19 protein-coding genes are annotated in these 22045 nt (G+C 66.2%); 2 read left to right on the plus strand and 17 right to left on the minus strand.

The genetic code is table 11. The features are described from left to right. Positions 1-9: 9 nt before the first annotated feature. From ACYVII_RS11240 to ACYVII_RS11265, 6 genes are all read right to left on the minus strand, one after another. Positions 10-1113 carry a winged helix DNA-binding domain-containing protein gene (locus tag ACYVII_RS11240; RefSeq protein ID WP_460534964.1) on the minus strand — a complete coding sequence of 368 codons (1104 nt, stop codon included), beginning with the start codon at positions 1111-1113 and terminating at the stop codon, positions 10-12. A gap of 32 nt (positions 1114-1145) precedes the next feature. Continuing rightward, the gene (locus ACYVII_RS11245) at positions 1146-1841 is read right to left on the minus strand and encodes a hypothetical protein (protein ID WP_460534966.1); all 696 of its coding nucleotides are present in this window, start codon (positions 1839-1841) and stop codon (positions 1146-1148) included. 299 nt (positions 1842-2140) lie between these two features. Further along, positions 2141-3535 (minus strand): glycoside hydrolase family 32 protein, encoded by a 1395-nt coding sequence (locus ACYVII_RS11250; RefSeq protein WP_460534968.1) that lies wholly within the window; start codon positions 3533-3535, stop codon positions 2141-2143. A 50-nt stretch (positions 3536-3585) separates the two neighbouring features. After that, the gene (locus tag ACYVII_RS11255; RefSeq protein ID WP_460534970.1) at positions 3586-4461 is read right to left on the minus strand and encodes a carbohydrate ABC transporter permease; all 876 of its coding nucleotides are present in this window, start codon (positions 4459-4461) and stop codon (positions 3586-3588) included. After that, a complete protein-coding gene (locus ACYVII_RS11260) occupies positions 4458-5417 on the minus strand; it encodes a carbohydrate ABC transporter permease (protein ID WP_460534971.1) in 960 nt (319 codons plus the stop codon). Before ACYVII_RS11260 ends, ACYVII_RS11255 begins: the two co-directional genes overlap by 4 nt. Then, positions 5417-6823 carry an ABC transporter substrate-binding protein gene (locus ACYVII_RS11265; RefSeq protein ID WP_460534973.1) on the minus strand — a complete coding sequence of 469 codons (1407 nt, stop codon included), beginning with the start codon at positions 6821-6823 and terminating at the stop codon, positions 5417-5419. Before ACYVII_RS11265 ends, ACYVII_RS11260 begins: the two co-directional genes overlap by 1 nt. A gap of 269 nt (positions 6824-7092) precedes the next feature. Between ACYVII_RS11265 and ACYVII_RS11270 the strand changes: the two genes are divergently transcribed. Next, on the plus strand, positions 7093-8169 hold the full coding sequence (locus ACYVII_RS11270) for a LacI family DNA-binding transcriptional regulator (RefSeq protein WP_460534975.1): 1077 nt from the start codon (positions 7093-7095) through the stop codon (positions 8167-8169). Positions 8170-8252: 83 nt separating this feature from the next. On the opposite strand, the gene ACYVII_RS11275 is transcribed toward ACYVII_RS11270, so the two are convergent. The 11 genes from ACYVII_RS11275 to ACYVII_RS11325 form a co-directional block, all read right to left on the minus strand. Then, positions 8253-8630: a type II toxin-antitoxin system VapC family toxin gene (locus ACYVII_RS11275; RefSeq protein ID WP_460534977.1), complete on the minus strand. Its 378-nt coding sequence runs from the start codon at positions 8628-8630 to the stop codon at positions 8253-8255. Further along, positions 8627-8884, minus strand: a complete 258-nt coding sequence (locus ACYVII_RS11280) for a ribbon-helix-helix protein, CopG family (protein ID WP_460534979.1) — start codon at positions 8882-8884, stop codon at positions 8627-8629. Before ACYVII_RS11280 ends, ACYVII_RS11275 begins: the two co-directional genes overlap by 4 nt. Positions 8885-8927: 43 nt before the next feature. Beyond that, on the minus strand, positions 8928-11501 hold the full coding sequence (locus ACYVII_RS11285) for a GH32 C-terminal domain-containing protein (RefSeq protein WP_460534981.1): 2574 nt from the start codon (positions 11499-11501) through the stop codon (positions 8928-8930). A gap of 305 nt (positions 11502-11806) precedes the next feature. Beyond that, positions 11807-12688, minus strand: coding sequence for an HAD family hydrolase (locus ACYVII_RS11290; protein WP_460534984.1), 882 nt, complete (start codon positions 12686-12688; stop codon positions 11807-11809). Next, positions 12685-13953 carry a serine--tRNA ligase gene (gene serS, locus ACYVII_RS11295; protein WP_460534986.1) on the minus strand — a complete coding sequence of 423 codons (1269 nt, stop codon included), beginning with the start codon at positions 13951-13953 and terminating at the stop codon, positions 12685-12687. Before serS ends, ACYVII_RS11290 begins: the two co-directional genes overlap by 4 nt. Positions 13954-14068: 115 nt before the next feature. Then, positions 14069-15412 carry an alpha-L-fucosidase gene (locus ACYVII_RS11300; protein WP_460534988.1) on the minus strand — a complete coding sequence of 448 codons (1344 nt, stop codon included), beginning with the start codon at positions 15410-15412 and terminating at the stop codon, positions 14069-14071. Then, complete coding sequence (locus tag ACYVII_RS11305) at positions 15412-16428, minus strand: Gfo/Idh/MocA family protein (RefSeq protein ID WP_460534990.1); 1017 nt, start codon at positions 16426-16428, stop codon at positions 15412-15414. The genes ACYVII_RS11300 and ACYVII_RS11305 overlap by 1 nt, the downstream gene beginning before the upstream one ends. Next, positions 16425-17408 carry a Gfo/Idh/MocA family protein gene (locus ACYVII_RS11310; RefSeq protein ID WP_460534992.1) on the minus strand — a complete coding sequence of 328 codons (984 nt, stop codon included), beginning with the start codon at positions 17406-17408 and terminating at the stop codon, positions 16425-16427. The genes ACYVII_RS11305 and ACYVII_RS11310 overlap by 4 nt, the downstream gene beginning before the upstream one ends. 47 nt (positions 17409-17455) lie before the next feature. Then, positions 17456-18352, minus strand: coding sequence for a carbohydrate ABC transporter permease (locus ACYVII_RS11315; protein WP_460534994.1), 897 nt, complete (start codon positions 18350-18352; stop codon positions 17456-17458). A 1-nt stretch (position 18353) separates the two neighbouring features. Beyond that, the gene (locus tag ACYVII_RS11320; RefSeq protein WP_460534996.1) at positions 18354-19223 is read right to left on the minus strand and encodes a carbohydrate ABC transporter permease; all 870 of its coding nucleotides are present in this window, start codon (positions 19221-19223) and stop codon (positions 18354-18356) included. A gap of 147 nt (positions 19224-19370) precedes the next feature. After that, positions 19371-20672 carry an ABC transporter substrate-binding protein gene (locus ACYVII_RS11325; RefSeq protein ID WP_460534998.1) on the minus strand — a complete coding sequence of 434 codons (1302 nt, stop codon included), beginning with the start codon at positions 20670-20672 and terminating at the stop codon, positions 19371-19373. 109 nt (positions 20673-20781) lie between these two features. Here ACYVII_RS11325 and ACYVII_RS11330 point away from each other — a divergent pair, with 109 nt between their 5' ends. After that, on the plus strand, positions 20782-22014 hold the full coding sequence (locus tag ACYVII_RS11330) for an ROK family protein (protein ID WP_460535000.1): 1233 nt from the start codon (positions 20782-20784) through the stop codon (positions 22012-22014). The last annotated feature ends 31 nt before the right edge of the window (positions 22015-22045 follow it).

A 22045-nucleotide genomic window follows, 5' to 3' on the forward strand; every position in this document is an offset into this window, starting at 1 on the left:
CACAGGCGCCTACTCGAACTCCAACCGCAGACGCAGCAACTCGGCGAGACTCTCGAGCTCGGTGCGCACGGCATCCTTCGCCTCGGACGTGAAGGGCTCGTCCTCGTACACGCGGTGCACCCGCAACACGGATGCCGGCAGATCGCTCGTGGCATCCACCTTGCCGACCAGGCGGTCGCCGTGCAGCACAGGGAGCGCGTAGAAGCCGAACCGTCGCTGCGCCGCCGGCTTGTACATGCCGAGCTGGTAATCGAAGTCGAAGAGCTCGGCGAGACGCTTGCGGTCGAAGACCAGCCGGTCGAACGGGGACAGGATCGCCGTGCGGCCCTCGAACTCGCGGTCGAGCTGCGCGGGATCGACCCGCCAGGTGCCGCGCACGCCCTCGATGACGGCCGGCTCGCCGGTGTCGCCGACATCCATCGGCTCGAGCTGCGTCTGGGTGGTGTGCGCGCGGGCGACGCCGAGCGAGCGAAGGCGGCGGGTGCGGCGCTCGCGCAGGGCGTCCGCCAGCGGCACCACCGGATCGTCGGGGTAGATGCGCTCGGCCAGGTCCCACTGCCGTTCCCGGCCGAGCCGGCCGGCGACCGCGACCTCGCCGCGCTGCTCCATGAACTCGAGCATCATCGCCGAGTTGCGTCCGGTGTTCCACCCGCTGGACTGCCACGGCTTCACGCACTTGTCGTCGGGCAGGTCACGCGAGATCATCGGGCCGCCGTGGCGGATTCGGTCGAGGATGTCCCGCCGCAGCGCGTCGTTCGCCTCCACCCACCCTGCCTGGGCGCGTGCCCAGCCCCGCGCGGCCTCGCCCGGCCACGCCTCCATCTCGGCCCGATACAGGGCGACGTCATGGGCAGGACGCATCATGCTTCGCAGTTCCACCATCACGTGGGATGCCAGTGCTCGCCGCAGATCGTCCGTCCGGTAGAAGCGCCCCAGCCGGCTCCACAGCACGAGGTCGGCGCTCGGCGCGACCGTGGCGGTCGGCTCGTACTGCACGAGGGTGAGCCTGCGCACCGTATCGAGCAGATCGACCGGACGCGCGGCATCCAGCAACTGGGCGCGCACCGCGATGCGGCGGGCATCCTGCCGGGTGAGACGGTGCGGTTCGGTCACGGGGTCAGGCTACGAACCACTACCGACGTGTCCTACCAGTCGGAGGCAGGTGCGGCCACGATCGGCACATCGACGCCGTGCCAGATGGCTCCGTAGTTGTAGTGGCCACCGGCCCAGGGCGAGTCGATGATGGCCTGCACACTGACCGAGACAGGAGCGTTGGAGTCGAACGCCTGCGCGATGCCCGAAAACAGATCGCGCCGGAGTTGCTGCGCGACATACGAGGCCGCGATCGTGAGGTTGTCGTAGCTGCCGAAGCCCGCTCCCCCGCCCGACCCCAGCCCGTTGTTCAGTGGGTTGTTGCGCAGCCACCAGCTGTTCGGGTCGTTCTCGGAGTCCATCCACTGCAGCATCACGGTGAGGTTGTTCGGCGTCACCGGGAACTTGCCGTCTTGCAGAACGAGAGCGGCCCAATCGGCATTCGTCGTGCCGCCGACGGTGATGGCCGACGATCCATCCGGGCGGGTGAACCCTGCTGAATTGAACTTCGGCTGATCCACTGCCGCTTGCGCGACGTGGGCTGAGACATGAAGCGACTGCGTGTTCGCGATCAACTGGTCCGCGTACAGCGTGCCCGCCGGGCCCGTGGCAGCGTTCGCCGGAAGCGCCACCATCGCACTGCCGGCCAGGAAGACGGCGGCCGCCGCCGCAGCCGTCACGCGGCCGCGCGAACGCCACTCCTTCACCGCGGCGCGGTGCTGCACCCGCTTGGCCCGGGCATCCTCCATCTGAGGAATCCTCCGAACAGCCGCCCTGCGCCGGCGCCCGCGGGCAGAGCGCACCGCCGAAGCGGCCTCACGGGCGGCTCGTCGAGTGGGGTAAGCAGTCATGGAATCTTCGATGTCACGGGGCACGCATCGCGTTCACCGCAGCGGGTCGGGGGCGAGGAGTGCTCCAAGTCGACCGAAGCACTCAAGGACCGAGGGTAACAAAGTCCCTTGCGCGCTGGAGCTAAAAGCAAAGGCCATTTCTGGCCTTTGCCGCGACGCCAGCGCCGACCGCCGTCTCGGCGGTCGGTTCGCGGCAGTCACTCCAGCGCAGCTACCGCCGGCGCCGGTTCCCCGATGGTCACTGCCGCCGTCAGACTCCAGATCAGCACGCCGTCCGGCGCCTCGACACTCCAGCCCGATCCGCTGAGCGGATACGCGCGGGTCGTGAGCGAACGTCCGGCGCTCGTGAACGCCTCGATCACCGAACCGTCGAGGAAGACTCGCAGTGCAGGACGGCCGGATGCCTCGTCGAAGGCGTCGGAGGCGACGACACGACCGCCGCGCGCACGGGCATCCGTGCTGGCATGGTCCGTGTCGATCGTCACCGTTCCGCGTTGCGGGTCCAAGTCGATATCGACCCACTCGTCGGCGGCGAAACGCAAGCGGATGCGACCGCCGACCCCGGCGGGGACCACCAGTTCCGACTGAGCGGCGAGCGCTGCGCCCTGAGCAGCACGGGCATCCCCGCATCGCAGTTCGACGAGTGCGGCATGAGGCTCGGTGCACAGCCGGTCGACCCCGGCGGCATCCCGAGCGAGCCACACGTGGCGCGGCAGAGCGATCGCACCCGACCAGCCCTCCTGTTGCCACCATGCCGGGTCGCGGCCCTCCATGATCCAGCCGAAGAGAAGCGGCCCGTACGAGCTCTCGCGCAGCACAGAAGGCGCGTAGAAGTCGTGTCCGTCGTCGACGCGTCGAGGTTCGGGCGTCCCATCGATCGCGAACGCGAGCACGCCGTCGGGGCCGTCAGCGAACGACCACGAGCAGACCACAGCCACCTCGCGTCCAGCCACCCGCACCACCTGCGGACACTCCCAGCCCTCGCCGGTATCGATGGGCCGAGCCCCGTCCTCGATGCGGGTGCGCTGCAACTCGGCCAGATGCCCGTCGTAGCTCCAGTCCAGCCCGTCGCGCGACACGTAGTGGCGGATCGCCGCCAGCCCGCCCTCGGCGACCGCACCGACCGCCATGTGCCAGCCGTCGGCATCCGTCCACACGAACGGGTCGCGGAACATGCGGATGCCCTCTCCCGCGTCTGGATCGTCGAGCAGCCGGGTCGGAGGCCCGAAGTTCGTGCCGTTCTCATCGCTCAGGGCGGTGACGATGTGCTCAAGAGCTCGCCCGTGCACGTGCCCGGAGTAGTACGCACGAACCCGGTCGCCGTCGACCACGGTGTTGCCCGACCAGCAGCCTTCCGAGTCGAGGCCACCGGGAAGCGGGCTCATGGCCGGGCGGTGCAACCTCCAGTGCACGAGGTCGTCCGTCGTCGCGTGCCCCCACTCCACCGGCACCGCCATGTCGGCGAGTGCCCGCGACTGGTAGTACAGATGGAGCACGCCGTCCAGCTCGACCGGTCCGTTCGGATCGTTGAGATATCCGCGCGGCGGACTGATGTGGAACAGCGGGCGGTGATGCGGATGCCGGTCGGCCATCAGCGCAGACTCCTAGCGGGTGTGGTGGGTGTGAGCGGTACCGAGGGCGACTAGCGGAACGAGCCCGCTGTCACGCCCTCGATGAAGTAGCGCTGGGCGAAGACGAACAGCAGAACGCTCGGGATCATGGCGAGGATGACGCCGGCCAGCACGATCGAGATCGACCCGGTTCCGAGGTTGCCCTGCAGCCCCACGAGGCCGAGCGGCAGCGTGAAGTGATCCTGCGAGTTGAGGAAGATCAGCGGCCGGTAGAACTCCGCCCAGAAGCCGGAGAAGTTCAGGATGGCCAATGTCGCGATCGCGGGGGTCGCCATGCGCGCGTAGACGTGCCAGAACACGCCGAACTGGGTGGCGCCGTCGATGCGGGCGGCCTCGCCGAGCTCCCGCGGCATCTGCATGAAGTACTGCCGCATGAGGAACGTGCCGAACGCGCTGCCCAACGCCGGGATGATCAGTGCGCTGAGCGAGTCGCTGAGGCCGAGCATCCTGACGATGATGAACACCGGGATGATGATCGTCTGCAGCGGCACCATCATGGTGGCGAGGAACACGGCGAAGATGGTGTTCTTGCCCGGGAACGAGACCATCGCGAACGCGTAGCCCGACAGCGTGCACGTGATGGTTTGCCCGACCACGATGAGCACGGTCACGATCACACTGTTCACGAAGAACTGACCGATCGGGATCTGGTTGAACACGGCGACGTAGTTGCCGAAGTCCCAGTCCGTCGGAATCCACTGCGGCGGGTTCGAGAACGCCGCGGCGGGCGTGCGGAGCGACGTGCTGAGCGTCCACAACAGCGGACCGAACGCGAAGATCGCGCCGACGATGAGCACGATCATCCCGGCGACGCTGCCCACCTTCACGATGGGGCGCCGGCGACGCCCGGCGATGCGGGCAGTGCTGGAGGCTTCGAGCGTCGTCATTGGTAGAACACCAGCTTTCGGGCAGCGAGGAATTGGATGCCCGTGATCAGCAGGATGATCACCAGCAGCAGAATGGCGATGGCCGACGCGTAACCGAACTGCAGGTTCTGGAATCCGGTCTGGTACATCGAGATGGTCGCCGTCGTGGTCGCCGTGCCTGGCCCACCCTTGGTCATGATGAACGGCTGGTCGAACAGTTGCATCGCGTTGATCATCGCCACGACCGTCGCGAACAGGATGGTCGGACTGATCAGCGGGACCTTGATGCGGAACAGCGTGCGCCATGGTCCTGCGCCGTCGATCGCCGCCGCCTCGAGCACGTCGGTCGGCACAGACGTGAGGGATGCCACGAACAACACGAACGTGAACCCCACCTGCTGCCACACGACGATGACGATCATCGTGATCTGCGCCGTCGCCGGGTTCACCAGCCACGGTACGGCGGGAAGTCCGAGCTGACCCAGGTAGTAGTTGATGAGCCCGAACTTGGCGTCGAACAAGTACCCCATGAAGATCGAGACCGCGGCGGAGGACGCCAGCAGCGGCAGGTAGAACGTCGTGCGGAACAACGCCTTCGTCCACTTGTGCTTTCGGTTGTTGACGAGCACCGCCAGAAGCAGGCCGAGGCCGATCTGCAGGATGACGATGCCGATTGCCAGCAGGATCGTGACGCCGAACGACGACAGCACCTGGTCGTCGGAGAACAGCCTCGTGAAGTTCTTGAGTCCGACGAACTGCGGCGGGGTGATGACGTCCCATGAGAAGAACGAGAGCCCGAGCGACACGAGGATCGGGATGAGCGTGAAGACGGCGACGAACACCACCGCCAGTCCGATCATCAGGTAGCCGAACGTCGCCTGCCGCCGGGCCTCCCGCCGCGCACCTGGGCGGCGGGAGGAACGGTGGGAGGCGGACATGCGCGCGATCTCCCGCGTGCTTTCCGCTGTGGCGGTCATCAGGAGTTCGCCTGGGCCTTCTCGAGGTCGGACTGCATGCCGTCGAGGGCCGCCTTCGCGTTGCCGCTCGACACGGCCTGCGTCGTGCGCTGGTTGAGCGAGGTGGCGAGCGCCTGGTAGTACGGCGGGGCGGAGATCGGCACCGACCCGTTCAGCTGATCCCAGAACACAGACCAGTGCTCCGGGCCCGTGCTCTTGTAGCGGTCGGCCGTCATGAGCGACTTGCGAGCAGGGGTCGTCACGTTGCCCGGGTAGACCAGGCCGAACGTCTCCGGTTCGACCAGCATCTTCACGACCTCCCAGGCGAGGTCCTTGTTCTTCGAGGTGTTGAAGATGCCGTAGCCGGCTGCGCCGAACAGGGACTTGTTGCTCTTCCACGTCGGGAAGGGCGCCACGTCGAACGATCCGGTCTTCATGCCGGCGTTGTGCAGGCCGCCCGCCCAGAAGCCGCCGCCGATCGTCATTCCGATGCGGCCCGACGCGAACAGACCCTGCAGAGTTCCACCGCCTCCCACGTCGGGCGAAGGCGACAGGTTGGCCTTCTGCAGCTCGATCACGTACTCGAGCGCCTCGACGGCAGCGGCGGAGTTCGCGGTCGGTGCGCCCCACTTCCATCCGCCGCCGCGGCCCTTGGCCAGCGGGTTGTTCGCGTAGGCCTTCTTCCACAGCCAGTCCCCGCCGGAGTACTTGCCTTCGGTGAGCAGGTTGCCGTCGTTGGCGTAGAGGAACGAGGTCCAGCTTCCCCACAGCCGCACGACCCAGTCGAAGGCGTTGGTGTTCGACCCGAGCGCGGCGAGCTTCTGCGCGTTGTTGTGGAAGTCATCCATCGTCCACTGCGCCGACGGCGCAGCAAGCCCTGCCTTGGAGTACAGGCCGGTGCTGTAGAACATGCTGCCTGCGTTGAAGCTGTCGGTGAGCTCGTACAGGTGCCCCTGGTACATCATCGATTCGACGAGTGTGGGATGCACGTCGTCGAAGTAGCTCTTCAGCGCGCTCATGTCTTTGGTGACGTAGTCGTCGAGCGGCACGATCATCTGCTTGGCGGCCATCTGCTGCAGGCCCTCGGTCGCCACGCTCACCAGATCGGGAGCGGAGCCTGCGGCGATCTGCGTGAGCACCTTGGCGATGAAGTCGTTCCAGTCGGTGCCGTTGATTCCGGTGATCTCGAGGGTGGCGTTCTTGTCGATCTTCTTGATCTGCGGCTGCAACGCCTTCTGCAGCGTGTTCGCCGCGCTCTGCTGCCCGAAGTAGAGCATCTTGAGCGTGGCCGAGGCGTTCTTGCCGCCTCCACCGCCTCCGGTCGATGAGCAGGCGGCCAAAGATGCCAGCCCGGTCATGGCCAGCCCGGCTCCGCCGAGCTTCAGTAGCGTGCGACGATCCATGGTCGGGCCGAAGCTGCCGGTCATAGTTCGCTCCTCTCTGAGCGTTTGTTCGAGGGTTCTGTTCGAGGGTGTTCGTGTTCTGGGTTCGGATGGTGGGCGGTACGTTTCGAGTCGTCGTATCGGTGTCGGCCGCGGTAACGACATTTACCAATACGTATTTGCCCGAGCAGCATAACCCCAGGCGAGTCGCAATAGCAATACGTATTGGTTTCGTGACAAGATGGTTACGTCGCGAGGCATGGCAGAGCAACGCGATGACAGTTCACTCCGCCACGCGACGAGAAGGAGCGAGGATGCCCGACCACGAGAATCGCCCCCGGTCGCGAGCGGACGCCGGGCAGGCGGCCGGCACCGAGCAACGTCGCGTCACGATGAAAGACGTCGCCAAGCGCGCCGGCGTCTCGCAACCCACGGTGTCGTTCGTGCTCAACGACCGGCGGGACGTGTCCGTCGCCGACGAGACTCGCGCACGCGTCTTGCAGGCGGCCAAGGACCTGAACTTCCAGCCCAATCGCGCCGCGAGGGCGCTGCGGTCGAACAAGTCCTACACGGTGGGAGTCATCGCCAATCGCATCGTCTCCCAGCCCTATGCCGGTCAGATCGTGCTCGGCGTGCAGCAGGCGGTGCAGCCTGCCGGCTACGTGTGCTTCGTGGTCGAGACCTCCGAGTCGGCCGACGCCGTCGACGCCGCGGTGCAGAACCTCGTCGCCCAGGGAGTCGCCGGCCTGATCTACGCCGCTCCGGGCCCCGAGCCGATCCATGCGGCGGCGACCGAAAGCGACGTGCGCACGATCTTCGTGAACTGCTGGGCCGACAACGTGAAGGGTGCGCCTCAGATCCTCGCCGACGAGTATCAGGGCGGGCGCGATGCGGCCGCCGCGACCTTCGCGGCGGGGCACCGGCGTGTGGCATACCTCGGCGGTCCGGCCGACGACTACGCGTGCAAGGAGCGCGAACGCGGGCTTGCGGATGCCGCGCGCGACGCCGGCATCGATCCCCGGAGCATCCGTCGTGAGCACGGGGATTTCCAGGTGCACTCCGGCTTCGACCTGGCTCTGAAGGTGATCGGGGAAGACCAGCCGACCGCCCTGATCTGCGGCAACGATCGCATGGCGGTCGGCGCGCTCATGGCCGCGCACGCCGCAGGGCTCGACTGCCCTCGCGACGTCAGCATCGTGGGATTCGACGACCAGCCCGACATCGCCGACCAGCTGCATCCGCCGCTGGCGACCGTGGCTCTTCCGCACCTTCAGATGGGGTTGGCGGCGGGGGAACTGCTGCTCGCCGACGAGGAGCCTACGGGCACCCGCCTCATCCCGTGCACGTATGTGCCGCGCGGTTCGCTGGCGGCGCCGAGGGCTCGTTCGTGACGAGGCATCCGAGCACGCGCTTACGCCCGGCAGGTGGCTTCGATCTGACCCCGCCTCGACGTCGCAGTGCGCTGGCTACGTCATCAGTACGGCGTCGACAAGTCAGCGAACATCGGGAAGTGCTTGACGTTCCTTGTGAGCAGTTGCGCGTCTAGCGCGATCGTTGTTGCAGCGATCGCGAGGTCTGCAGAATCGATGCCGCGGTTGCGAGGAAGCCACTTCCTCCCGAGTTCGCCTGCGATCTCGGCAACCTCCTCGTCCAGCGCATGCCACGTGACGGCGCCGAGCAGCCTGCGCGTCGCCGCCTCCTCGGACGGGCGCATGCCCGCCAGAACTTCCAGCTTGACGATCTCGCTGGAGTGCAGCACACCGGCCTCACGCGATTCGCGGAGCACTCGCACCGCTTCCCGATCCCCTCGGAGAACGTCGATGAGTACCGAGGTATCGACCACAACCGTCATGGCTGGGCCGCGTCCCGCAATCGTCGACCGGAACGAACGCGCTCTACGTACTCTCCTCCGTCGAGTGCGCGTGCCTTCCATGCACCGGCTGCGCCGTCGATGGCGCGAAGATCGGCCTCGGCGTCTGTTGACGGCCCGTATCTCCACGTCACGGCATCGCGGATGAGTGCGGAGATCGAACGCCCCGTGCGTGCCGCTTCACGGTCGAGGAGTCGCCGCTCCTCGACCGTGAGCGATATTTGCGTGCGAAGCATGATGTAAGACTACATCACGTACATCACGCGCCGATGGCACGGTCTACGGCTGCGTTCCTCCTGCCTCGTCGGTCCAGACCGACTTGAGATTCCAGGCCTTCAGCGAGTCGACCGTCGCCGTGCCGCCCGTGGCGAACGCGCTGACTCCCGTGCTGGAGGCATCCGGGAAGATCTGCTCCGTCAGCACCCGCGTGCCATCGCCGGAGAAGACCTCGACCGATGACGCGTCGACGAGGATGCGCAGGCTCAGCGACCCGTTCGCATCCAGCGGCAGCGGCGCCGAGTTGCGGCCGTTGAACGCCGAGCTGAAGCTCGTGTCGCCCGACTTGCCGCGGTCGACGTAGAGCTCGCCGGTCGTCGTGTCGTATCCGATCTGCGTGTACTGACCGGCTCCGGCGCGCACGTTCAGGCCGAACGACGATGCCGTTCCTGCGCTCAACTGCGCCTGGATCTCCAGCTCGTCCCCGGTCGCCTTCAGCGGGGTCGTCGTGTCGGAGACGCGCAGGTTGCGCACCGTGCGGACCGGTCCGGTGCGCAGCGAGTCGAGACGGTCGACCGGCTGCTGCACGAGTTGCACCTGGCCGCCGATCGTCTGCAGCGAGACGGTGCGCGGGAACGACTCGGCTCCCTGCCACGGCGAGGTCGGCACGTTCGACGCGTACGCCCAGTTGCTCATCCAGGCGATGTCGACGCGCTGACCGTGCGGTGCGTCATTCCAGGTGTTCTCCGCATAGAAGTCCGCGCCGTAGTCGACCCAGTGGGCACGCTGCAGCTGGTTCAGCGCGGGCTGGTCGGCGAGGGTGAAGTCGTCGGCGAGCACATGCCCCCAACCCCCGGTGGCGTGGTCGACGACCTCGATCCGAGCCTGCTGCCCCTGCAGATCCTTCAGGTTCCACGAGGCCCAGTCGAGATTCTCGCTGTTCGCGCCGGTGGACGAGCGCACCACCTGGCCGTTCACGACCAGGTTCACGGATGTCTGCGTGTCCCACGCGGGCGCCTGCTGCGTGGCGAAGACGATGTCGCCGACCATCAGGTGGCCCCAGCCTTGCGAGCCGTCGTTCTGATCGACGACCTGGATCTGCGCCTGCTGCCCCTGATACGAGCTGGTGTCCCAGTTCGTCCAGGCGAGCGTGCCCGAGTTGTTTCCCGTCGCGCTGGCGACGACCTTTCCGCCGACCAGGAGGTTCACCGCCGTCGGGTTCGCCTGGCTCATCGGATGCTCACCGCCGGCCGTCTGCAGATCGATGTACGGGCTGTCGACGGTGAACGTCGGCGAGGTGATCGCGCCTTGCCCGGGATCGCCGTCCGGCCCCCACGTGTCGAGCACGCCCGAGCTCACCTGGTTGCCCAGCTGCTCGTGACTGGGGCCGGTGCCGACGAACGATCCGCTCGTCGTCCATCCCGGGTCGTAGCTCGTCCCCGAGAAGTCGGTGAAGACGGTTCCGGCCGGCAGAGTGCCGAATGGCGCCGCGTTCGGCACGTAAGGGTTGTTCCCGCCGCCGACCAGGAAGTTCAGATACGGCTTGTCGATGGTGAAGGCGGGCGAGGTGAGGGAGCCGGTTGAAGCGTCGCCGCCGTTAAAGCTGTTCGCGACGTATGTTCCCGGGTTCCCGGTGATCGACTGCTGGTTGGGCAGTGCACCGGGCGAGGGTGCGGTGCCGAACGCGCTCCCGGTGGTCGTCCAGTCGCCGTAGCTGCCGGATTCGAAGTCATCGAGCGCGGTTCCGGCCGGCGGCGTGTATGTCGCCGGCCCGTCGGGCGTGAAGCTCGAGCCGTTGAAGTCGCCGACGAAGTACTGCACGCCCGTGCTGCCGACGCTGACGCTGAGCACCCACTTCTGGTTGTGCCGGTTCCCGTCCACGGGCAGCTGGTAGAGGTCGGGCATCTCCCACACACCCGTGGTGGCGCCGGCAGGGCCGAACGTGCCCACCTGCTTCCACGTCTTGAGGTCGGGCGAGGTATAGAACGCGGTCTTGTACTGATCGCTGAGGGCGACCACCATCATCCACTCGTGACCCGGCTCATACCAGAACACCTTCGGATCGCGGAAGTTCACGGACTGGATGTCGATCACGGGATCGCCGGCATACCGCGTCCATGTGCGGCCGTCATCCGTGCTGTACGCGATGTCTTGCGACTGGATGTTCGTGCCCTGCTGCACGCTCGTGTAGACGGCGACCATCGGCGGGTTCTTGCGCGTTCCGAACCCGCTCGTGTTATTCGTGTCGACGACCGCGCTTCCGGAGAAGAACGCGCTGCTGCCCGGGTCGGGAGCGGGACCGGTGACCGGGATGTTCTTCCAGTGCACGAGGTCCTTGCTCACGGCACCCTTCCACGTGCCGTAGCTGAACAGGTAGTACAGGCCGTCCTTGTAGACGAGGCCATTCGGGTCGCCCATCCATCCGGTCGGGAGGCTGAAGTGGTACTGGGGGCGATACGGCTCTTGATACGAAGGCGGCGTGGCCGCGGAGCCGGCGGTCGCGGTGAGCCCGGTGATCGCCAGGGCGCCGACGACTGCGGTCGCGGCGAGTGCGGCGATGCGGCGGCGCGTGCGCCGCCACGGCCCGAGTGGACCGGATCGCCGCTTCCGCGGCGCGTGTTGGGGAGAACTCGTCATGACGAAGGTGCCTTCCTCTCTGAAGGATGCCGACGTCCAGACGGCATCGTCCTGATGGCCTATTGATACGTATTGGTACTGACAACATCGGCCCTCGGATCAAATCGTGGGGAGTGAATGTGTCGCCGCCTACCAATACGTATTAAGGTAGCCGTTCACGATTCTGTCCCTGGTACCGACGTCAGTCAACCCTCGTCGCGTCGCACCGACCTCAATGCGCGCGAGACTGCACACTCAGCCGAGACCGTAGGTGATTACGGCCTTCCCCGGGGGCCCCGGGCAATCTCGCGCCCCTTCGGCCGCACTCAGAGCGCGCGGCTCGCAGCCACCGAGAACAGCACCTCGGCAAGCCCGTCGTCATCCACCGTGCCGGTCACCTCGTCGGCCTCGGCCTTCACCTCGTCGGGCGCCTGACCCATCGAGACCGCGCGCCCCCCGCCGGATCGTGCCAGACGGAACATCTCGATGTCGTTGCGTCCATCGCCGACGACGAGCAGGGCATCCGTCGGCAGTCCCAGCCGGTCGAGCACCCGGGCAAGCGCGCTGCCCTTGCTCACACCCTCTGGTGCGATGTCGAGCCACGCGGCCCAGCCGACCGCGTAGGTGACCTTGCGCAGCCCCATCTGCTCGACGATGCCGAGGAACTCTTCGGCATCGTGCGACGGCGACACGACCACGACACGGCTGACGGGCTCGCGCGCGAGCTGCTCGAACGGCACCGGGTCCGCCGACCCGAGCGTCCAGCCGGAGGAGTCCATGCCCTCCGTGTACTGCCGCGTGCCGTCGGCCTCCTCGACCATGTAGCTGCCCTCAGGGAGGAACCCGTGCACCAGCTCCAGCACCGGCCGGGCGTCGAACGTCTCCACGAGCGCGCGCCGGTATCCGTCCCCGTCGCGCTGCATGATAACGGCGCCGTTCGAGCACACGACGTACTCGGGGGTCATGGCGAACTCCGCCAGCACATCGCGGGCGGTCTCCCAGCTGCGACCTGTCGCCAGCGTCACCTCGTGACCGGCTTCGATGGCCGCGAGCACGGCATCCTTCACCGCATCGGATGCGGACCCGTCTTCGTGCAGCAGCGTTCCGTCGACGTCGAGCGCGACGAGCAGGCGGTCGGATGCCTGCGCCTCGGACGACGAATGTTCCGCTTCGAGATCCTTGCCGACCGCAGATCGCTCGCGGGTCATGCGGCGACCGGCCGCAGCACGTCGAGCCCGCCGAGGTACGGCCGCAGCACCTCGGGAACCGTCACGGAACCGTCGGACTGCTGGTGCGTTTCGAGCAGGGCGACGATCCAGCGCGTCGTGGCCAGTGTGCCGTTCAGGGTCGCCGCCGGGGTGGTCTTGCCGCTGTCGGTGCGGTACCTGATCTGCAGGCGCCGCGCCTGGAACGTGGTGCAGTTCGATGTGGACGTCAGCTCGCGGTACCGCCCCTGCGTCGGCACCCAGGCCTCCACGTCGTACTTGCGGGCGGCGCTGGATCCGAGGTCGCCTGCAGCGGTATCGATCACACGGTACGCCAGGCCGAGGGACTGGAGCAGCTGCTCCTGCAACGCGAGCAGGTGCAGGTGCTCCTCCTGGGCATCCTCTTCGGTCGTGTAGACGAACATCTCGAGCTTGTTGAACTGGTGCACCCGGATGATGCCGCGCGTGTCCTTGCCGCCGCTTCCGGCCTCGCGCCGGTAGCACGTCGACCAGCCCGCGTAGCGCAGCGGTCCGTCGGCAAGGTCGATGATCTCGTCGGCGTGGTAGCCGGCGAGGGCGACCTCGCTGGTGCCGGTGAGGTACAGGTCGTCGGTTCCGAGGTGGTAGACCTCGTCGGCGTGAGCGCCGAGGAATCCGGTGCCCTGCATCACCTCCGGCTTGACCAGGGTGGGCGTGATCATGGGCGTGAACCCGTTCTGCAGCGCGACGTCGAGCGCGTAGTTCATCAGCGCGATCTCCAGCCGCGCGCCGACGCCCTTCAGAAAGTAGAAGCGGGCGCCGCTCACCTTGGCGCCCCGGGCCATGTCGATCGCGTCGAGCTTCTCGCCGAGCTCGAGATGGTCGCGCGGCTCGAAGTCGAAGGTCGGAATCGTGCCCACCTCGCGCAGCGTGACGAAGTCATCCTCGCCGCCGGCCGGAACACCATCGACGATCACGTTGCCGATGCGCCGAACGGCGTCATCGAAGCGCTCCTCGGCAGCGGATGCCTGCGCCTGCGCCTCCTTCACCCGCGCCGCGAGCTGCTGCGCCTGCGCGACGAGCTCCTTCTTCTCATCCTTCGGAGCGGATGCCACACGCTTGCCGAATGCGTTCTGCTCGGCTCGCAGAGACTCGTATTCGGTGATCGCCGCACGCCGTGCCGCGTCGGCGGCGAGCGCGGCGTCCACGGTCTCCGGAGACTCCCCCCGTGCCTCCTGCGAACGCCTGATGAGGTCGGGGTTCTCGCGCAGAAGGACGGGATCGATCATCGCTCAATTCTATGGGCGACTGAGTCGAGAGCTGAGCGAGCTCGCTCGCTCAGCCGAGGCGATGGAGCCCGTGAGCGGCACGCCGCGATATGTGCGCGCTGGGGAGCGTCCGTCCTTAGCGCAGGAAGAGCTCGACCACCGGCACGGCGACATCCGGACGGTGGACCGGCAGAGTGATGGTAAGGGTACCCTCGGGTTGTCCGCCCTGAGTGAGATTGTTCGCCACCGTGTCCGACGCGATGACGCGCGTCTTCAACTCGCTGGCGTCGTTGAGCAGTTGGGCGTACTCGACTCGTCCCGCCAGCCCTGGCAGATGCAGGCTCTCGAACGGCCACGCGAAAAGATGCGCATAGAGCCGGCCCTCGCGTTGCGTGTAGCGCACGTCCGCGGGCGGGCTGAACGAACTCGCGCCCGCACCGTAGATCGATCGTGCGTGCAGCCGCATCCATTCGCCGAGGCCTTGAAGCGACTCCGTTGTGCCGGCGTCGAACGCCCCGCGGCCGTTCGGCCCAACGTTCAGCAGCAGGTTGCCGTTCTTGGAGACTCCGTCGATGAGCATCCGCACGAGCAGGTCGGACGACTTGCGGTCGGTGTTGTCGCGGTCATACCCCCAGCTCCCGTTCAGCGTCTGGCACGCCTCCCACAGCACGGGCAGACCATCGATCTCCATCGGGCCATCCGGCTGGTACTGCTCGGGCGTGACGAAGTCGCCTGGAATGCCGAGGCGATCGTTCACCAGGATGCCCGGCTGAAGCTCCCGCACCATCCCCAGAAGCTCCTCGGCACGCCAGTCGGTAGCGCCCTTGCCGCCCCAGACCGATGGAACCGTGTCTTCCCCATAGGAGAAGTCGAAGAACAGGTAGTCGATGCGCCCGTAACCGGTGAGCAGCTCGCGAATCTGTCCGTGCAGATATCGGCGGTACCGCTCCATCTCGCGTCCCGCATTCAGCGCAGCGACAGCGGGCTCGTCCCGCAACGGATGACGCCCATCCACAGTGAAGTCCGGATGGTGCCAGTCGACTAACGAGTGATAGAGACCGACCTTGAGTCCCGCCTCCCGGGCGGCTTCGACGAACTCGGCCACCACGTCTCGGCCGAACGGCGTGTGCATCACCGTGTAGTCGGTCAGCGCTGAATTCCAGAGGCAGAACCCGTCATGGTGCTTCGTGGTCAGCACCACGTATCTCATGCCCGCCGCTTTCGCCGCTCCAGCCCAAGCCCTGGCGTCGAACTGATCCGGGTCGAAGTGCGACGCGTACCGCTCGTAGTCGGGTACAGACATCCGCTCACGACTCATCAACCACTCGTGCCTTGCGCCGAGCGAATACAGCCCCCAGTGGATGAACATGCCGAATCGGCCGTGGACGAACCACGCGACATCCGCGGTGGCGTCTGTCGGAGAACTGTGCGTGACAACGCGTTGCAACGCGCGCGCCTTACCGGTGCGTGCTTGAGGCATCACCTCGCCAAGGGCGACAGCTTCGCAGGCTCGCCGGTTTCGATCGAGCGGTACGCGGCGTCGATGAGCGCGACACCGGCCAGGCCGACGCGACCGTCGGGCTGCGCGTTCCGATTGTTCCGCGCTACTGCCTCGACAAACGAACCGATGAGACGCCCGTCGAGCGACTCTCCGTAGCCGAAGGTGAGCGCGCCGCGGTCGTTCCAGCCCTCGATGATCGAGGAGAACGGCGCGATCTCTGCTGCACCAGACGTACCGATGACGGATAGGGTGACCAGGTCGCCGGTATCGGCCGAGCCGGCGGGTCGCGACCACGAGCAGTCAATCGAGGCGATCACGCCGCTCGGGTAGCACAGTGAGATGAGCCCGGCAGTTTCGACAGCCGCCTCGGCGTCACCCGGTATGTCGTTCGCGATCGCATAGACATCACTCGGGGACTCCCCGAGCAGATCGTCGATCAGGTCAGCGGCGTGCACAACGTGGTCAGTCACGGCGCCTCCGCCGCTCAGGGATGGATCGGTGAACCAGGACCGCACCGTGGGGATGCTGCCGCAGTTCGTTGCGTTCACCGACACGATCTCTCCCAGGTCGCCACGTCGAACGGCAGACCGCAGTTGCGAATAGGCAGTTGAGGAGCGTACGGGGAGAGCTGTCATCAGAACGATTCCCGCCCGCTCGGCCGCCGCAAGCATGGCAGCCGCATCCTCGACCGCCGTCGCCAACGGCTTCTCGCAGAGAACGTGTACGCGCTCCTCAGCAGCACGTAGCACCAGGTCTCGGTGGCGAACGTTCTCCGTGCACACGACGACAGCATCGGGGTGCCAGGCCCAGACATCCTCGTACGAGTCGAGATAGTCGACCCCGAGCGATTCAGCAAGCCGCGGACCGCGCACCTCAAGCCCGTCGTCAAAGCGGTCGGGGTCCGTTGCGACGAGTTCGACGTTTGAGTGCTGCTGAAGCGCGGCGATGTACTCCAGTGAGTGCGTGTGTGCCAGGGACAGAATGGCGACCTTCATGCCGCAGCCACCTCTTCGTTTTCGGAAAGCGCGACGGAGCGACCAGATGCGGCGGAACGCGCTACCGCCTCGGCAATGCGGATCGCCTCGACGCCGTCATGCGCGGTCACTCGCGTCTCAGTGCCGTCGTCGACCGAGCGGACGAAGTCCGCCAGTTCTGCCCGGTACGGACTCGTCGCAGCATCGAAGCTCGGCAGGATGTCGTCGGCCAGGGCAGGCAGACCGACATGGGAGTAACCGGGTTTGGCTGCGGAATCGGATCGCAGAGTCCCACGCGACCCTGATACGTCGAATCTCGTGCGGAACTCGATCGGAGCCGTTGTCCAGGTCGCCGTCAGCTGGGAGACGGCTCCGGATGCGTGGGTGAGGAACGCCTGCGTGCTCTCGTTGCCCCTGTACGAACGCGTTCGTGCGAACACCCGGGTGACATCGCCCGCGATCCATCGAGCGATGTCGATGTCGTGGATCATCAGGTCCAGCAGCACACCGCCCGACTGCGACGAGTCGAGGTACCAACCGTTCTTCGGGCTTCGGCCCTGCCGGGTGAACCGCTGCACTCCGACCTCGCCGAGCGCGCCGTCTTCCACAGCATTCCGCAGGGCGACGTAATCGGGAAAGTATCGAACGACGTGCGCCGGGAACAAAGGGACGCCCGCCTTGGCGAATCCGTCCGCCAAGTCTTCAGCCTCGGTGAGCGTTCGCGCCAGAGGCTTCTCGCAGACCGTCGGAAGTCCCCGCTCCAGTGCGGCGCGGGCCAGCGAGGAATGCACCTGGGTGGGCGCGCAGATGTCGACGATATCCGCGCCGTCGAGCACGTCGTCGAGGCTCTCGGCCACCGTGCCGCCACCGTGCCGCTCGATCAGAGCGGAGGCGTCGTCGGCCACCGAGTACACGAGCACGTCGAGTCCCAGATCGAGCCACGCGGGAAGATGGGCGTTGGCGATGCCGCCGGCCCCGATGAGGCCAACTGTCCGATTCATCGGCGGTGAGTTCCTTTCGTCAGGAGAAGCGAGCGGGCTGAGGCGGATCACTTGCCGATGCCTTCCGTCATCCCGCTGACGACGCGGCGGCCGACCCAGAAGTAGAGGAGCACCATCGGGGCAACGACGATGACGATCCCGGCGAACAGCCCGCCCCAGTCGGAGGTGTACTGCATGTCGGAGTAGAAGTTGAGCAGGGCGACGTTGAGCGTCTGCATGCCCTGATTCGGAACCAGCAGGAGCACGATCATCGTCTCGTTCCAAAGCCCGAGCACGTTCAGCACGGTGACTGTGACGATGCCCGATTTGGCCAACGGCACCATGATCGTGCGGAATGTGCGGAACGGACCCGCGCCGTCGAGGGCGCTCGCCTCCTCCAGCTCCGAGGGCAACGATCTGAAGTACCCGACGAGAACGAACACGCTGAACGGCAGGCTCATGGCGACATAGAAGATCGCCACCGTGATCCGGGGATCCCAGGCACCCGTGACCCACTCGACCATGAACCGCGAGAGCCCCACGCTGATGAGCACCATCGGCACGGCGAAGGCTTGGAACGGAACGCTCATGCCCGCCGAGAACAGCGAGACGATCGGACCGGCCGAACGGCCCCCGAGCCGTGCGAGCGCATACGCCGCCGGCACGCTCAGCAGCATGATGATCGCCACTGACACCACGACGAGCACGACGGTGTTGAGGGCGGCAATGCCGAGGCCCGAGTTGTTGAGCGTCCTCCAGAAGTTGTCCCAATGCCACGTGGTCGGCAGCCCGATGGGATCGGCGAAGATGTCCCTGGATGACTTCACCGAGTTGAGGAAGATCCAGGCCAGCATGGCGATGTTGATCGCCACCCACAGCCACAGCGACGCCTTCAGCGCGAAGGACACGAAGGTGCTGAGTGCCGAGGAGAGCGATGGCCGGCCGGCTTTGATGACAGCATCCACGTCACATCTCCAGAGGTTCGCGTCGAGAGATCCGACGAGAGAGCAGAATCAGAACGATCGTGATGGCGGTCATGATCACGCCGATGGCGGCCGCGGACCCGAGCTGCGGAATGCCGCCGCCATGTCCGCCTGTGACGCGCAGATACTGCTCGACGGCGAGAGCGCGCGCCTGCAGGGGCGGGTCCCCCGCCGTGCCCGTGAAGGCGATGATGATCTCGAATGTCTTGATGCCGGCGATGACCCAGAGCACGGCCGCGACCGAGACCATGTCGCGCGTGAGCGGGAGCGTGATGTTCCGGAACTGCTGAAGGAGGTTCGCCCCCTCGATCTGCGCGGCTTCGTAGAAGCTGGCCGGAATGCCGTCAACGGCTGACATGAGCAGCACGACGTAGAACCCGGCCGCACTCCAGGTGAGCCCGAGCATGATCACCTGCAGGATGTCGTCCGGCGCGAGCCAAGGCCGTTGCAGCCCGTTCAGGCCCAGCGCGCCCAGCGCCGTGTTGATCAGCCCTTGCGGGTTGAACAAGAACGACACGGACAAGCCGATGGCGATCGGAGAGATGATGAACGGCACGAAGATCGCTGAGCGGATGAAGCCGTGTCCTTTGGTCGTACGCAGCACGATCATGGCCCCGCACGCGATCACGAAGATCGCGGCTCCGACGACGGCCGTCAGAACGAGCGTGTTCCAGAACGATGAGAGAAAGACCGGGCTCGAAAGCATGTTCAGGTAGTTCTTGACTCCCACCCACCGGAAGGGCGAACCCAAGCCTGCCCAAGATGCGAAGCTGAGCGCCATGCCGAACACGGCCGGACCGATGAACAGAACAACGTAGACGATCAGTGCCGGCAGGAGAAGCGGCAGGTACATTCGCCGTCGCTCCCGTTGGAGAGCGCCCCCGACGCGCCGTCGGTCCGAGGGCCGGGATCGATCCGCGAGAAAGGATCCCGGCGCCTCGCCGCTGAGAAGGCTCCCGGCTTCGGCAGTCGTTGAGTCTCGTGCGATGGCCATGCTGTGCTACTGCTTCAACAAAGCGGCTGTCTGCGCCTTGCCCTGAGCGAGGAACTGGTCGACGCTCAACGAGCCGCCGATGAACTTGTCGTCGAGTGGCATGAAGATGTCGGTCCACCACTGCGGGGCGCTGGTCGCTACGCCGTCGAAGTCGTAGCTGATCGTCTTCGTCGTGTCGATGCTCTTCTTGATCCCGGCCAATGACGTCGGTGCCGGGGAGTCGCTTCGGGACGGAATGTTGCCGGCATCGGTCGCGATGCGGTCGTCGTACTTCTTCTGCATGGCGAAGGCGAGGAACTGTGCGATCTGCGCTTGCTTCTTCGACTTCGGATTCGCCGCCCAACCGAGAGCGCCGATCGTGACGACGCTGGGCTTGCCTGCCGTCGTGGGCGGGAAAGCCATCACCATGGGCCTCTGGTTTGCACTCTTTGCCGGCGCGGTCTCGCTGGCCAGCCAGGTGCCGTTCAGGTTGTACAGGTGGTCTCCGTTGGCCCACGCGTTCTGAGCAGCCGGGTACTTCGTCGCCATGTAGTCGGCCTCGAAGAGGTCGTCGGAGACGAGCTTCTCAAGCTCGACGGCCGCCTCGCGGACGGCGGGCTTGTCCCAGGCCGAGGCGCTCTTCGAAAGGCTGGCGAGTGTGCCAGGGCCTCCTGTGGCCAGCATGAGCTGGAAGATCCAGAACGCGTTGTAGGAATCGACCGTGCCGTCGAGCGCGATCGGCTGCTTGCCCGTCTGCTGCTTCTGCTTCTGTGCCAGGGCGAGGAAGTCGTCGAACGTCGCCGGGGGCTTCTTCGCGAACCCCGGATCGACGGTGGCGTCGTACCAGAGGCCCTCGGAAAAGACCGTGTGCGGCACGAAACCGTACCCTTTGTCGTCGGAGATGGCTTTCAGCACGCTCGCTGGGAGAACCTGCTTGATGGTCTTGTTCTCGCCGGGGATCTCCGTGTTGAAGATGGCCGACATGTTGCCGAGCGCGCCGGCTTGGCGGAATTCTGGCGTGTGGTCGATTGCGGAGTCGAAGATGTCAGGGCCGGACCCGGTCGCGATGGCGTTCTTCACCTGGGTCTCTTCGGCATTGCCGAGCCACTGCACGTCGACCTTCTGCCCGGTCTTGGTCTCGTAATCCTTGATGATGCTGCCGAACAGCTTGGCCTGCGGAGTGCCGGATGCCCACGCACTCCAATAGACGAGGGGCGTCTTCGAAGCAGCGCCTTCGCTGTTGGACTGCATCTTCGTTCCACAGCCGGCAAGGGTGAGGGTGACAGCGAGTGCCGCGGCAACCGTTGCGGCGATTTTGCGCTTGCGCATGGGAGGTCCCAATCTTCTGTGATCTTCAATGATCCTGACCGGGCTGCTGTGCCCGTGTTGAGATTATATACACAGTTTCTGTTTTAATTATTTCTCCTAAGGTGAAGCCATGAACGTCCTCCTCGATCGCGGGCAGACACTGCTGCACAACGCAGGCGATCAGTCGCGGCTGCGCCGCCTTAATACGCTTGCGGTCATCGAAGCGATCCGCGAGGAGGCGCTGACCATACCGGTCACCGCGAAAGCGACGGGGCTGTCGAAGACCTCCACCGACTCGCTGATATCCCACCTCGTCCAACTGGGCTGGGTGGTTCCGGTCGATCCGCTCACGCCCACCGGCGCGGGTCGACCGGCCATTCGATACCGCTTCAAGGCCGAGGCCGCCGTCGTTCTGGGCATCGACATCGGCCGCCACACGGTGCGCACTGAGCTCGCCGACCTGAACGGAGAGGTCTTCGCCGCCGCAGACACCCCGGCTACCGAGCAGGACGGCCCGCTCGACGTGCTGGCCTCAGCGGTGGCTCTCGCCGATCGCCTGCTCGCCGACAACAAGCGCGAGCGATCCTCGGTGTGGGCCATCGGAGTCTCACTTCCGGCCGTCGTTTACCAGGATGTGATCACGCGCGGCCCAGTCGGCTGGGCGGGCGTGAATGCGAAGGAAATCCTGGGCGCCGACTTCGACTGCCGCATCGTGGTCGAGAACGATTCGAACCTTGCCGCCTTCGCGGAGGCGTGGAAGGGCAGCGCCGCCGAGGCCTCCGATCTCGTCTACATCCACTCGGGTAACCGAACGGGGAGCGGATTGGTCATCAACGGATCACTCTTCCGCGGCTCCAACGGAGCCGCTGGCGAGATCGGCGCGATCCATGAAGTGGGATGGGAGACGGCGCAGAGACACCTGCACGGCGTCCAATTGGAAGACGGCTCGCTCGTCGACCGCGAAGCGGTGTTCGACGCCGCAGCGAAGGGCAGCGTGTCTGCCCTGGCCGCTGTGCGGCGGTTCAGCGAAGACATCGCCATCGGGGTGGCCGCGCTCGTCCTCACCGTAGACCCGGAAATCGTCGTGGTGGGCGGTGGGAACGTTCGCGCCGGTGAGGTCTTCCTGGAACCGCTGCGGCGGCGGGTCGAGGCTCTCTGCATCGCACGGCCCGCACCACCGATCCTTCCTTCCATGCTGCGCGAGCGTGCATCCATCACCGGCGCTGTCGGATACGCCGCAACTACCGTGCGTGAATTACTCCATGCGGCGGCGGCGAGCGGCGACAGTCTTCCGCGTGCCGATGTGCATCCGTCGAAGTGGCCGGGCGCCGCCGACGAATACGGAGTGCTGCAGATCCGGTGATGGACCGTCGCCGGATCTGCAGCGCTCGTCC

Source organism: Humibacter ginsengiterrae (assembly GCF_054780115.1).

What these genes read in the sequence shown, in the direction of transcription:
- ACYVII_RS11305 (WP_460534990.1), bottom strand. Translation starts at nt 16,428, where the DNA reads ATGAAGGTCGCCATTCTGTCCCTGGCACACACGCACTCACTGGAGTAC.
- ACYVII_RS11255 (WP_460534970.1), bottom strand. Translation starts at nt 4,461, where the DNA reads ATGACGACGCTCGAAGCCTCCAGCACTGCCCGCATCGCCGGGCGTCGC.
- ACYVII_RS11265 (WP_460534973.1), bottom strand. Translation starts at nt 6,823, where the DNA reads ATGACCGGCAGCTTCGGCCCGACCATGGATCGTCGCACGCTACTGAAG.
- ACYVII_RS11280 (WP_460534979.1), bottom strand. Translation starts at nt 8,884, where the DNA reads ATGCTTCGCACGCAAATATCGCTCACGGTCGAGGAGCGGCGACTCCTC.
- ACYVII_RS11325 (WP_460534998.1), bottom strand. Translation starts at nt 20,672, where the DNA reads ATGCGCAAGCGCAAAATCGCCGCAACGGTTGCCGCGGCACTCGCTGTC.
- serS (WP_460534986.1), bottom strand. Translation starts at nt 13,953, where the DNA reads ATGATCGATCCCGTCCTTCTGCGCGAGAACCCCGACCTCATCAGGCGT.
- ACYVII_RS11300 (WP_460534988.1), bottom strand. Translation starts at nt 15,412, where the DNA reads ATGCCTCAAGCACGCACCGGTAAGGCGCGCGCGTTGCAACGCGTTGTC.
- ACYVII_RS11270 (WP_460534975.1), top strand. Translation starts at nt 7,093, where the DNA reads ATGCCCGACCACGAGAATCGCCCCCGGTCGCGAGCGGACGCCGGGCAG.
- ACYVII_RS11310 (WP_460534992.1), bottom strand. Translation starts at nt 17,408, where the DNA reads ATGAATCGGACAGTTGGCCTCATCGGGGCCGGCGGCATCGCCAACGCC.
- ACYVII_RS11275 (WP_460534977.1), bottom strand. Translation starts at nt 8,630, where the DNA reads ATGACGGTTGTGGTCGATACCTCGGTACTCATCGACGTTCTCCGAGGG.
- ACYVII_RS11260 (WP_460534971.1), bottom strand. Translation starts at nt 5,417, where the DNA reads ATGACCGCCACAGCGGAAAGCACGCGGGAGATCGCGCGCATGTCCGCC.
- ACYVII_RS11330 (WP_460535000.1), top strand. Translation starts at nt 20,782, where the DNA reads ATGAACGTCCTCCTCGATCGCGGGCAGACACTGCTGCACAACGCAGGC.
- ACYVII_RS11290 (WP_460534984.1), bottom strand. Translation starts at nt 12,688, where the DNA reads ATGACCCGCGAGCGATCTGCGGTCGGCAAGGATCTCGAAGCGGAACAT.
- ACYVII_RS11250 (WP_460534968.1), bottom strand. Translation starts at nt 3,535, where the DNA reads ATGGCCGACCGGCATCCGCATCACCGCCCGCTGTTCCACATCAGTCCG.
- ACYVII_RS11285 (WP_460534981.1), bottom strand. Translation starts at nt 11,501, where the DNA reads ATGACGAGTTCTCCCCAACACGCGCCGCGGAAGCGGCGATCCGGTCCA.
- ACYVII_RS11245 (WP_460534966.1), bottom strand. Translation starts at nt 1,841, where the DNA reads ATGGAGGATGCCCGGGCCAAGCGGGTGCAGCACCGCGCCGCGGTGAAG.
- ACYVII_RS11320 (WP_460534996.1), bottom strand. Translation starts at nt 19,223, where the DNA reads ATGTACCTGCCGCTTCTCCTGCCGGCACTGATCGTCTACGTTGTTCTG.